The sequence below is a fragment of the Streptomyces sp. NPDC048196 genome (assembly GCF_040652715.1).
Lineage (GTDB): Bacteria > Actinomycetota > Actinomycetes > Streptomycetales > Streptomycetaceae > Streptomyces > Streptomyces siderophoricus.
Genome location: NZ_JBEZMM010000006.1, coordinates 270,476 through 281,856, shown reverse-complemented (window position 1 = coordinate 281,856; position 11,381 = coordinate 270,476). Strand labels below are relative to the sequence as shown.

The window sequence follows — 11,381 nt, the reverse complement described above, 5'->3', positions numbered from 1 at the left end:
GGGGCAGGGCCCGTGGACTGCTGCCGATTTCCGCCCAAAACCCCGGCCCCTCCGGCCCGTCCCCTCCCGTTGGGGGATGGGAATGCGGTGGGTGGGGGGCGGGCGTTGGGGGTACCAGGGGCCCTTGGGACCCGTAGGGGACGGTCGAACAGAACCCGTAAGGGTCGCGAGCACCCCCTGCGGGGCCACAACCCAACGGGCTGGGGGAGGTATTCCCGCTGACCGGCGACGTCAGAAGTACGTGATACGACGCGCGCCCCCACTCACCCGCACACTCCCCCCAGCGGGAGGGGACGGGCCGGAGGGGCCGGTGTTTGGGACGTAAAGCGACAGCAGTCCCAAACACCGGCCCCGGAGGTCCGTCACCGCACCCGACAACCACCCGCCCGCCGCAGGCGCAACGGCGAACAACACCCGCGGCGCAGCAGACAGCTACATGCGGGGCGCCGCAAAGCGCAACGGCGACCAAGCCCCGCAGCGCCGCAGACAGCCACGTGCGGAGGCGCCGCAAAGCGCAACGGCGAACAACACCCGCGGCGGGAAAGACAGCTACGTGCGGAGCCCCGCAAAGCGCAACGGCGAGCGAGCCCCGCGGCGCAGCAGACAGCCACGTGCGGAGGCGCCGCAAAGCGCAACGGCGAGCAACAACCGCGGCGGAGCAGCCAAGTACGTGGGCGGCACCGCAAAAGCGCACAACGGCAAGCCCCGCGGCGCAGCAGCCAGGTACGTGGGAGGCGCCGCAAGCGCAACGGCGAGACGACCCGCGGCGGGAAAGCCAGGTACGTGGGCGGCGCCGTAAAGCGCAGCGTCACGCCTTCAGGAGGTGGGAGCCGAACCAGTCGTCCTCGTCGCGGACGCCGGGGAGGACGAAGAAGTAGCCGCCGCCGATGGGGGTGATGAAGCGGGCCAGCGGCTCGTGTTGCAGGCGTCGTTGTACGGTCGCGAACTGACGCTCGGGGTCCTGCTGGTAGCCGCAGAAGACCAGGCCGAGGTCCATCCGGCCGGTGTGGTCGAAGCCCTGGTCGTAGTTGTAACTGCGCCGCAGGAAGCGGGAGCCGTCCGTCCGGTGGGTGCGCGGGTTGGCCAGCCGGATGTGGGAGTCGAGCGGGACGATCCGGCCGTGCGGGTCGTTGCGGTAGTCCGGTGCGTCCGTCTCGTGCCGGCCGTCCAGCGGTGCACCGCTCGCCTTGTGCCGGCCGAAGATCCTCTCCTGTCGCCGCAACGGCACCTTGTCCCACTTCTCCACGTGGAAGCGGATCAGCCTCAGCACCTGGTAGCAGCCGCCCAGTGCCCAGTCCGGTTCGCCGCAGGGCGGTGTCACCCACATCAGCCGGCCCATCTCGCGGGCCGATTCGGTGTCCGGGTTGACGATGCCGTCCTTGAAGCCCAGCAGGTTGCGCCGTGCCCCGGACGGCCGGGACGGGTTGAGGAAGGCGTCCGTCCGCCAGCGCGGCCGCAGCAGGCCGTCCGTCTCCCGCGCCAGGTCGCGCAGTACGTGCACGATGGCGTCCGGGTGCTCGCCGCAGATCTGCAGGGACAGGTCGCCGTGGCAGCGGGACGGCTCCAGCCGGTCGTCGGGGAACGCCGGCATCGCCTTCAGATGGCGCGGCTTGTGCCCGGACAGCCCGTAGCGGTCGTCGAACAGCGAGGCGCCCACGCCGAGCGTGATGGTGAGCGAGTCCGGCGTGGGGCGCTCCGACGACACCCGCTCGTCGCGCGGCTTCACCCCGCCCGTAAGGACCCGGGAGCGGTGGGTGAGCTTCTGGAACAGCTCCACCAGACCGTCCCGGTCCTCGGCCAGCACGTCGAAACCGACGAAACCCGCGAAGAGCTGCTGCGGCGTCACCACACCGGCCTGGTGGTGGCCGTGGAACGGCACCCGGTCGGGCAGGTCCTCGCGGCCGTCCCGCCGCCCGGCCGCCGGCCGCTCCGCGGCGGCCGCCTCGCCGCCGAGGCCTCCGGCGGCCGCCACCCCCGCGACGCCGGCCGCACACCTGAGGAATTCCCGTCGCCCGTCGCCCCGCGCCGCGGCACGCCCGTCTCCGGCCTGATCACATCTCATCGTCCCGCCCATCCTGACTGCGTCATCCGGCACCCGCGTGCCTGCACATACCTGTGCGTGATGCTCGCCGCCCGGGGCGCACGCGCCGGGACCAACACGGTCTCGGCGCCGGATATCACGCCTCGGGCCCCCGCCCGGTCGCCCGAACGGCGCAGCCGACCGCCGCCCCGCGCGCGAGGGCGCCGGGGCGCTCTTAGCGTCGCCCGTGTGACCTGCCCGAACACGGCACGGGCCGGGGCCGGCGCGGCTCCCGGCAGGGCCGCCCCGCGTGGCCGGCGGGCACCGGCCGCGCCCCGTCCCCGACTCCAGGAACCCCCGCACATGAACGCCTTCACCGACGAGAGCACCCAGACCGCCGAGAGCCCGCCGGCCGGCGCGCGGACACCGAACGGCCGGCCGCGGCCGGACGACCCCGCCGGCATCCCGCTGGGCCTGGTCACGGTGCTCGGCGCCCAGCCGGTCGACGAGCAGGGCCCGCCGGAGGAAGCGCCGCCCGGCCTGACCTTCCGCATCGAACGGGGGCATGCCGAACCCGAGGAACTCGCCGCGCTCACCGTCGTGCTGTCCGCCCGGCTCGCCGGTCTGCGGGCCCTCGTCGACGGTCAGGAGCCGGCCGAGGAAGAACGCCCGGCCGACCGTCGGCACGCACCGGGGCACCACCCGTACCGTTCCGCCTGCTGGTCGGGCTGCTGGACGTGCGGCTGAGCCGCGACCGGGCCGTGCCTCGTCAGCCGAAGAAGGCCAGCAGCAGCGCCACCGCCGTGACCACGACGGCGCTGAGGACGAAGCCGAGGATCACCTTGCGCTGCCAGGGCGCGACATACCCGCCGCGCAGCGCGCTGCCCATCCTGCCGTACTGCTCGATCCGTCCCATGGGCGTCAGCGGTTCCGTCGGACCCTGTGGCATCCCCTGTGTCCAGTCGGGGCCCGGCTGCGGGTAGCGGCGGCGCCAGCTCTCGTCCTCACGCCATGGCAGTGTCATCGGCTTCTCCTCGCCTCGTGCGCCGGCCACGGACGGATCCCCCCGTGCACCGATCCTCTGTTCCCGTCTTCCTTCCTACCCGCTCCCGCCGGTTGATGCCCGGAATCCGGCGCGCGGCGAGCGCGGCCGCGACGAGGAACCCCGCGGCGCCGATGACCACCGAGGTGTGCAGGCCCGTCACCAGGCCGCCGGCGATCAGCGTGCCGAACAGCGCCACGCCGAGTGCGCTGCCGGTCTGCCGGGCGGCGTTGAACACCGCGGCCGCGACACCGCTCCGCCCGCCGGGTGCGGCTTCCATCACCGCCGCGGTGGCGGCCGGCATGGTCAGCGCGGTGCCGAACCCGGCGGCCGCCATCGGCGCCACCAGCACCGCGTACGGCGTGCCCGGTCCCGCGGCAAGCCAGCCGGCCAGTCCGGCCGCGCCCACCACCAGGCCCACCACCATGGGCAGCCTCGGTCCCGTACGGGCGGTCAGCCGCCCGGCGAGCGCCGAACCGGCCGCCACCACGCCCACGGCGGGCAGCAGCGCGCATCCCGTCCGCAGTGCGCTGTAGTGGTGCAGCTGCTGGAAGTACAGCGGGGCCAGGAACAGCAGCCCGTAGAAACCGGCGTTGAGCAGCACACCGATGACCGCGGAGGCGGAGAAGGCGGCGTTGCGGAAGAGCGTGAGCGGCAGCATCGGGGCCGGCGAGCGCCGCTCCAGCACCAGGAACGCCACCAGGCCCGCGGCGCCGGCCGCGAACCCGCCGAGGACCGCCGGATGGCCCGGGCCCAGCGCCCCGGCCTCGATGCAGCCGGTGGCCGGCCCGCCCAGGCAGACCGCCGCCGCCAGCTGGGCCGGAAGGTCCAGCCCCGTCCGTGACCGGTCCGCCGGGGGCCGCGGCACGTACCGTACGGTCAGCAGCAGCGCGGCCAGGCCCACCGGCAGGTTCAGAAAGAACACCGACCGCCAGCCGAGCGCCGCGACGAGCACCCCGCCCAGCACCGGGCCGGCGCCCGCGGCGAGGCCGGCGACCGTGCCCCACACGCCGAACGCCCGGGCCCGGGCCGCCCGGCCCGGGTACGCCGTCCGCAGCAGCGCCAGCGAGGACGGCACCGTCAGCGCCGCGCCCAGGCCCTGCACCAGGCGGGCGAGGACCAGCACCGCGGTCGTCGGGGCCAGCGCGCAGCCGGCCGAGGCGAGGGTGAACACCACCAGACCGCCCAGGAACACGGACTTCCCGCCCAGCCGGTCGCCCAGGCCGCCGCAGAACAGCAGCAGAGCGGCGAACACCAGGGTGTAGCCGTCCACCACCCACTGCAGGCCGGTGATCCCGGCGTGCATCCGGGCCCCGATGACCGGCAGGGCCACGGTGACGACGGTGACGTCCAAGATGACCATGAAGTACCCCAGGCACACCGCGACCAGCGGCAACGGCGAGGGCCGGCCGGGGCGGTCGCGGTCCGGGGCGGGGGCACGGAGCAGGGCTGATAGATGGCGCATGCGGCCAGTCTCGGACCGGATCGGTACGGCATCCGCCGAAACGTCGTCGGCGTACCGTCGAGACATGGAGCCCCGGACCCGAGCCGCGAAGACCCGCACCCGAGACGCGGAGGCCGGCACCGGCGCCCGTGCCGAGACCGACGTCGCCCACGTCGCGGCGGCGATCGGTGACCCCTCCCGTGCCAAGGTGCTGCTGGCGCTCGCCGGGGGCGGCGCGCTGCCGGCCAGTGCACTGGCCGCCGAGGCCGGTGTCAGCAACTCCACCATCAGCGGCCACCTCGCCAGGCTCCTCGACGCCCGGCTGCTCACCGTCGAGCTCGACGGCCGGCACCGCTACTACCGGCTCGCCACCACGGACGTCGCCCGCGCCCTCGAACAACTCGCCCTGATCGCCCGCCCGTTGCCGGTCCGTTCGCTCAACGCCGACACCCGCGCCAGGGCCCTGCTGCGCGCCCGCCTCTGCTACGACCACCTGGCGGGCCGGCTCGGCGTCGCCCTGATGGACGCCCTCCAGGAGCGCGCCGTCCTCACCGCCGAACGCCCCGCGTCGGGCGGCGACGACACCGCCCCCGGGGCTGTCCGCTACGTCCTCACCCCGCACGGGCGCCGGGAGCTCACCGCCTTCGGCGTCGACACCGACCGGCTGCCGCGCCGCCGCCCCTCGGTCCGCTACTGCGTCGACTGGGGCGAACAGCGCCACCATCTCGCCGGTGCGCTGGGCGCCGCCCTCACCACCCGGATGTTCGCCCTGGACTGGCTGCGGCACGGCACGTACCGGCGGGTGGTCCGCCTCACCGACGCCGGCCGGGAGGGCCTGACCGCGACCTTCGGGGTGCCCGCGGACCGCCTCTCCTGATCGGCCGTCGGCCCGTAGTGCGGACGGGGGATTCCTCTCCGGTGCCGGTCAAGTAGGGTCCGGCGAACCGGGACACCGGCCGGGACCCGGCCGGGACAGTGCGACGAGGAGTCTTTTGTGGCGGAGAGTCACGTATCAGCGGGGTCCGACGGGGCCGGCGCGCCGGAGGTCCAGGCCGAGGAGCGTCGGCTGCGCCGGGACCTCGGCTTCTGGGGGCTGACCGGCATCGGCTTCTCCAACATCGTCGGCTCCGGCTGGCTGTTCGCGGCCCTGTACGCGGCGCAGACGGCCGGTCCGGCGGCGCTGCTGTCATGGGTCGGCGCCGGTCTGCTGTGCGGTCTGGTGGCCCTGGTGCTGATCGAGCTCGGCGCGTCCCGGCCGGAGGGCGGCGGCACGGTCCGCTGGCCGCTGTTCGCCAACGGCCGGCTGGTCGGCACCCTCATCGGCTGGTCGACCCTGCTGTCCGTGGGCGGCACCGCGGCCGAGATCAGCGCGATCATGCAGTACACGGCGCACTACCTCCCCGGCCTCTACAACGGCCACACCCTCACCCTCGGCGGGCTCGGCCTGGCCGCCGGGCTCAGCGTGCTGCTGACGGCGCTGAACTGGTACGCGGTGCGGATGTTCGCCCGGATGAACAACCTGATCTCGGTGTTCAAGATCGCCGTACCGGTCGTCACCGTGATCGCACTGCTCGCCTCCGGCTGGAACTCCGGTCGGCTCACCGACCACGGCGGCTTCGCCCCGTACGGCTACGTGGCCTGCCTGACCGCGCTGGCCGGCGGCGGCATCGTCTACTCCGTCAACGGTTTCCAGGCCCCGCTGGACTTCTCCGGCGAGACCCGCAACCCCCGCCGCACCATCCCGTGGGCGGTCCTCACCGGCATCGGCCTGGCCGTGGCGATGTACCTCGCGCTGCAGCTGGCGTTCCTCTTCACCGTGCCCGAGAGCCTGCTGGGCCACGGCTGGCAGGGCGTCTCCTTCGACTCGCCGTTCGGTCAGCTCGCCCTGATCCTCAACCTGCACTGGCTGTCCAGCCTGCTCTACGCGGACGCGGTGATCTCGCCCGGCGGCTCGGCGTACGTCGGTGTGGCCATCGACGCCCGGCACACCTACGCGCTCGCCAAGAACGGCACGATCCCGCGGTACTTCATGAAGGTCAACGAGCGGTTCGGCGTCCCGCGCCGGGCGCTGGCCGTCAACCTCCTGGTCATCGTGGTCTTCCTGCTGCCCTTCGGCGGCTGGCAGGACATCGTGAGCGTCATGGGCGACATGTACCTGCTGATCTACGCCGCGTCGGCGGTCGCGGTCGCGGTGTTCCGCGCCGCCCCGGGCGAGGAGACCGCCGGCTGGGTGCCCGGCCTGCGCTGGATCGCGCCGGTCAGCTTCGTCGTGGCCAGCGAGTTCGTCTACTGGTCGGGCTGGCACGACCTGCGGCTGGCCCTGCCGCTGGTCCTCGCCGGCCTGCTGATCTTCCTCGTCATGCGGCGCCCGGGCGCCCGCGGCGGCACCGCGGCTGTCGAGAGCGACGGCGCCGGGCCGCTCCGCCCGCTCTCCGCCGAACTGCGCACCGGCGCCTGGCTGGTGGTCTACCTCCTCGCCCTGACCGCCCTCTCCGGGCTCGGCACCTTCGAGGGCTCCGGCCGGCTGCCCGCCCCGTACGACTCGATCACGGTGGGCGTTCTCGCCCTCGGGGTCTTCTTCTGGGCCGTACGGTCCGGCGTCCGCCACCTGGCGGTGAACCGCTCCGCGGCCGGGGAGGGCCCGGCGTCGTGAAGCGGAAGTCACCCCGCAGAAATATGATGAACCGGACAGGCGGGCTCCCTCCGAGAGGCCCGTGAGCCCAGGTCAGGAGGCCCCCGCGGATCCGCCGCACGGAGCGCGCCGCCGCAGTGGCCCATGCACCGATGCCCCCGGGAGCGATCCATGCTTCGGCGTCGTCCCCCGCGGTCGGCGAGCGCCGACGATCTGCTGGCCACGCTCGGCCGGCTGACCGCCCAGGCGCGGGAGGGCGCCGAGAAGCAGCGGGCCCGCGTGGAGCTCGCCGAGGCGCTGCAGCGCGAGATGCTGCCGGCCCGGCTGCCGCAGCTCCCCGGGCTGCGCGCCGCCGCCACCTACGCCCCGGCCCGGCACGGCCTGGACATCGGCGGCGACTGGTACGACGGCTTTCCGCTGCCCGACGGGTCACTGGCGTTCTGCATCGGCGACGTGCAGGGCCACGACGTCGAGGCGGCCGCCTTCATGGGCCAGATCCGGCTCGGGCTGCGGGCCGTCGCCGTGCACGCCGCCGACCCCGGCGAGGTGCTCAGCCGCGCCAACGACCTGCTGCTCTCCGTCGACTGCGGGCTCTTCGCCACCTGCACCTTCCTCCGCTTCGACCCGGCCGGCTGGGAGCTGACCAGTGCCCGGGCCGGCCATGTACCTGCCATCTGGGCCACCACCGACGGCCGGTTCGGCCTCGCCGACGACCCCGGGGGCCTGCCGCTGGGCATCGTGCCGGGGGAGGAGTACCCGGTCACCCGCCGCCGGCTCGCCATGGCGGGCGCGTTCGCGCTGGTCACCGACGGGGTCGTGGAGGGGCCGTCGTTCCCGATGGAGGCCGGGCTGACGCAGGTGATGCGGCTGGTGCGGGCCAACGCGGGCAGCGATCCGGCGGCGGTCGCCGCGGCGGCGATGAGCGTGGCGGAACTGACCGGGCACACCGACGACTCCGCGGTACTCGTGCTGCGCTTCGACGGCGCCGGCGGCCAGGAGTGGGTGAAGCGCGAGCGGGGCGCGCGTGTCGTGGCCGGCGCCCGGTCGCCGGCGTTGTCTGATGGCTGATGTGGTGCGTACCGAGCAACTCCGCCGTCTCGCACCGGCAGCCCTGACGATCCTCGTCCTCGCCGCCGTCTACTACGCGTCCGCCCGGATCGGGCTGCTGGAACAGGTGGTGGTCGCCGGTGCCGTGGTCACGCCCTTATGGCCGCCCACCGGCATCGCGCTCAGCAGCCTGCTGCTGATCGGGCTGTGGACCTGGCCGGCCTACTTCCTCGGCACGCTCTTCGTCGTCGCCTCCCTCGGCCCGCTCGACGGATCCGTCCTCGCCATCATGACCGGCAACACCCTCGCCCCGGTGTGTGCCTGCCTGATGCTGCGCAAGGTGGGGTTCCGGACCGAGCTGGACCGGCTGCGGGACGGCGTCGCGCTGGTCGCCCTCGGCGCGTTCGCCGGCATGGTGATCAGCGCGACCTTCGGCAGCGGCACCCAGGTCATCACCGGTGACCTGCCGGCCGGGGACTTCTGGCGGACCTGGGCGGCGTGGTGGGTGGGCGACGCGATGGGTGTCCTCGTCGTCGCCCCGCTGGTGCTCGCCTTCCGCACCCTGCGGCCGCCCCGGGAGCTGCCCGTGGTCCGGTCGGTCGAGGCGGCGGCGCTGCTGGCCGCCGCGGTCCTCGCCTCCCTCCTGGCGGTGCACAGCGCGCTGTCGCTGCTGTTCCTGGTCTTCCCGGTGATCGTGTGGGCGGCGCTGCGCTTCCAGCTGGCCGGTGCGGCGCCCTGTGTGCTGGTGGTGTCCGTCCTGGCGATCTCGGCGGCGACCGACCGGACCGGGCCCTTCGCGGGCCAGAGCCTGCTGGAGGCCATGGTCAACCTGCAGGCGCTGAACGCCTCCGCCGCGCTGACCGCGCTGCTGCTGTCGGCGGTCGTCACCGAGCAGATCGCCGTCCGCCGCAAGATCGAGCTGGCCTGCACCGAACTGGCCGAGGTCGTCGACCGCCTCGCCCCGGGGGAGAGCCGGCGCCGCTGGCCGCCGGAGGAGGACGGGCGCTAGGCGGAGACGCCCCGCGGCCTCCCGGCGTCAGCCCCGCAGCAGTTCCCCCAGGTCGTAGCCCACCGGCTCCTCCAGCTGGGCGTAGGTGCAGCTCTCCGGCGTACGGTCCGGGCGCCAGCGGCGGAACTGGGCGGTGTGCCGGAACCTGTTGCCCTCCATGTGGTCGTAGGCCACCTCGCACACCCGCTCCGGGCGCAGCGGCACCCACGACAGGTCCTTGCCGCCGCTCCACCGGCTCGGCCCGCCGGGCATACGCCGGGACGCATGCGCCTCCTCGTCCGTCCAGGCGCCCCACGGGTGTTCCCCGGCATCGTCCGTCCGCAGCGGCGCCAGCTCCTCGACCAGTGCGCGCCGCCGGGCCATGGGGAAGGACGCGCACACCCCGACGTGCTGCAGCTGACCGGCGTCGTCGTGCAGGCCCAGCAGCAGCGAGCCGACCACGGGGCCGCTCTTGTGCAGCCGGTAGCCCGCCACGACGCAGTCGGCGGTGCGGGCGTGCTTCACCTTGAACATCACCCGGTCACCGGGCCGGTACGGCAGGTCCAGCGGTTTGGCGATCACCCCGTCCAGCCCCGCGCCCTCGAACTGGGTGAACCAGCGCTGCGCCAGTTCCTGATCGGTGGTGGCGGGCGCGGTGTACACCGGCGGCCCGGCCGTCCGCAGCGCCGCCACCAGCGCCTCCCGGCGCGCCGCCTGCGGCTCGCGCAGCAGCGAGTCGGAGCCCAGGGCCAGCAGGTCGAAGGCGACCAGGGAGGCCGGGGTGCGCTCGGCGAGGGTGCGGACCCGGGAGTCCGCCGGGTGGATGCGCTCCAGCAGCTCCTCGAAGTGCAGCCGGCCGTCATGGGCGATGACGATCTCACCGTCGACGACGCAGCGCGGCGGCAGCTCGTCCCGGACCGCCGCGATGACCTCGGGGAAGTAGCGGCTGAGCGACTTCGTCGTACGGCTGGCGATCTCGACCTCCGTACCGTCCCGGAAGACGATGACCCGGAAGCCGTCCCACTTGGCCTCGTACTGCATGCCGGCGGGGATGCCGGACACCGGCTTGGCGAGCATGGGGGAGACCGGGGGCATGACGGGCAGGTCCATGGTCCCGATCCTGAGGGCTCGGGCCGCTTCCCGCGCGCCGGGCGGAACCCCCGGGCACGCTCTAGCGTGGAGGCATGACCGGAGGTCGGGCCAACGAGGCCGTCGAGCTGGACGTCGCGGGGCGCACGGTGCGGGTGTCCAACCCGGACAAGACGTACTACCCGGAGCGCGGCTTCACCAAGCTGGACGTCGCCCGGTACTACCTCGCGGTCGCGGACGGGGTGTTGCGCGGGCTGCGCGACCGGCCCACCACGATGCAGCGCTTCCCCGACGGCGTGGAGGGCGAGTTCTTCTACCAGAAGCGGGCGCCCAAGGGCCTGCCCGACTGGCTGCCCACCGCCCGGATCGCCTTCCCCAGCGGGCGGTTCGCCGACGAGATGTGCCCCACCGAGCCCGCCGCCGTGGTCTGGGCGGCCAACCTCGGCTGTCTGACCTTCCACCCGTGGCCGGTCCGCCGCGACGACACCGAGCACCCCGACGAAATGCGGATTGACCTCGACCCGCAGCCCGGCACCGGCTTCGCGGACGCCGTACGGGTCGCCCACGAGCTGCGGGGACTGCTCGACGAACACGGGCTGCGCGGCTGGCCCAAGACCTCCGGCGGGCGGGGCGTGCACGTCTATGTGCCGATCCGGCCGCAGTGGACGTTCACCGAGGTCAGACGGGCCGCGATCACGGTGGCGCGGGCCATGGAACGGCGGTTGCCGGAGCTGGTCACCTCGGCGTGGTGGAAGGAGGAACGCGGCGCGAAGATCTTCGTCGACTACAACCAGATGGCCCGGGACCGCACCATCGCCTCGGCGTATTCGCTGCGCGCCCGGCCGCGCGCCACGGTCTCCGCCCCGCTGCGGTGGGAGGAGCTGTCCGACGCCGTGCCGGAGGACTTCGACCTGCGGACGATGCCGCGGCGGTTCGCGGAACTCGGCGATGTGCACGCCGACATGGCGGACCACGCCTTCGGGCTGGAGTCCGTCTTCGACCTCGCGGACCGGCAGGCGGCCGACGAGGGGCTGGGCGATCTGCCCTATCCGCCCGACCACCCGAAGATGCCGGGGGAGCCGACCCGGGTGCAGCCGAGCCGGGCCCGCAAGCGCTGAC

At 73.9% G+C, this 11,381-nt stretch carries 10 protein-coding genes; 6 read left to right on the top strand and 4 right to left on the bottom strand.

Going from position 1 to position 11,381, the window contains the following annotated elements; genetic code table 11:
- Positions 1-808 precede the first annotated feature (808 nt).
- The gene (gene efeB / locus AB0E02_RS10590; protein ID WP_362137625.1) at positions 809-2,062 is read right to left on the bottom strand and encodes an iron uptake transporter deferrochelatase/peroxidase subunit; all 1,254 of its coding nucleotides are present in this window, start codon (positions 2,060-2,062) and stop codon (positions 809-811) included.
- Positions 2,063-2,383: 321 nt separating this feature from the next.
- On the opposite strand from efeB, the gene AB0E02_RS10585 reads away from it, so the two are divergent.
- Positions 2,384-2,767 carry an acyl-CoA carboxylase subunit epsilon gene (locus AB0E02_RS10585; protein ID WP_362137624.1) on the top strand — a complete coding sequence of 128 codons (384 nt, stop codon included), beginning with the start codon at positions 2,384-2,386 and terminating at the stop codon, positions 2,765-2,767.
- Positions 2,768-2,789: 22 nt separating this feature from the next.
- Here AB0E02_RS10585 and AB0E02_RS10580 read toward each other — a convergent pair whose 3' ends face one another.
- Together AB0E02_RS10580 and AB0E02_RS10575 are read right to left on the bottom strand one after the other, a co-directional pair.
- Positions 2,790-3,044, bottom strand: a complete 255-nt coding sequence (locus AB0E02_RS10580; RefSeq protein WP_362137623.1) for a hypothetical protein — start codon at positions 3,042-3,044, stop codon at positions 2,790-2,792.
- The gene (locus AB0E02_RS10575; protein ID WP_362137622.1) at positions 3,025-4,527 is read right to left on the bottom strand and encodes an MFS transporter; all 1,503 of its coding nucleotides are present in this window, start codon (positions 4,525-4,527) and stop codon (positions 3,025-3,027) included. The genes AB0E02_RS10580 and AB0E02_RS10575 overlap by 20 nt, the downstream gene beginning before the upstream one ends.
- Positions 4,528-4,591: 64 nt before the next feature.
- Here AB0E02_RS10575 and AB0E02_RS10570 point away from each other — a divergent pair, with 64 nt between their 5' ends.
- The 4 genes from AB0E02_RS10570 (at position 4,592) to AB0E02_RS10555 (ending at position 9,194) form a co-directional block, all read left to right on the top strand.
- Entirely contained in the window at positions 4,592-5,383 is a 792-nt protein-coding gene (locus AB0E02_RS10570; RefSeq protein ID WP_362137621.1) for a helix-turn-helix transcriptional regulator, read from the top strand.
- 189 nt (positions 5,384-5,572) lie between these two features.
- On the top strand, positions 5,573-7,159 hold the full coding sequence (locus AB0E02_RS10565; protein ID WP_362137640.1) for an APC family permease: 1,587 nt from the start codon (positions 5,573-5,575) through the stop codon (positions 7,157-7,159).
- Between the two features lie 150 nt (positions 7,160-7,309).
- The gene (locus AB0E02_RS10560; RefSeq protein ID WP_362137620.1) at positions 7,310-8,206 is read left to right on the top strand and encodes a PP2C family protein-serine/threonine phosphatase; all 897 of its coding nucleotides are present in this window, start codon (positions 7,310-7,312) and stop codon (positions 8,204-8,206) included.
- A 1-nt stretch (position 8,207) separates the two neighbouring features.
- Positions 8,208-9,194, top strand: a complete 987-nt coding sequence (locus AB0E02_RS10555; protein ID WP_362137639.1) for an MASE1 domain-containing protein — start codon at positions 8,208-8,210, stop codon at positions 9,192-9,194.
- Positions 9,195-9,221: 27 nt separating this feature from the next.
- Here the strand turns inward: AB0E02_RS10555 and AB0E02_RS10550 are convergent, their stop codons facing one another.
- Positions 9,222-10,283: an ATP-dependent DNA ligase gene (locus tag AB0E02_RS10550; protein ID WP_362137619.1), complete on the bottom strand. Its 1,062-nt coding sequence runs from the start codon at positions 10,281-10,283 to the stop codon at positions 9,222-9,224.
- Between the two features lie 74 nt (positions 10,284-10,357).
- On the opposite strand from AB0E02_RS10550, the gene ligD reads away from it, so the two are divergent.
- On the top strand, positions 10,358-11,380 hold the full coding sequence (gene ligD, locus AB0E02_RS10545) for a non-homologous end-joining DNA ligase (protein WP_362137618.1): 1,023 nt from the start codon (positions 10,358-10,360) through the stop codon (positions 11,378-11,380).
- The last annotated feature ends 1 nt before the right edge of the window (position 11,381 follow it).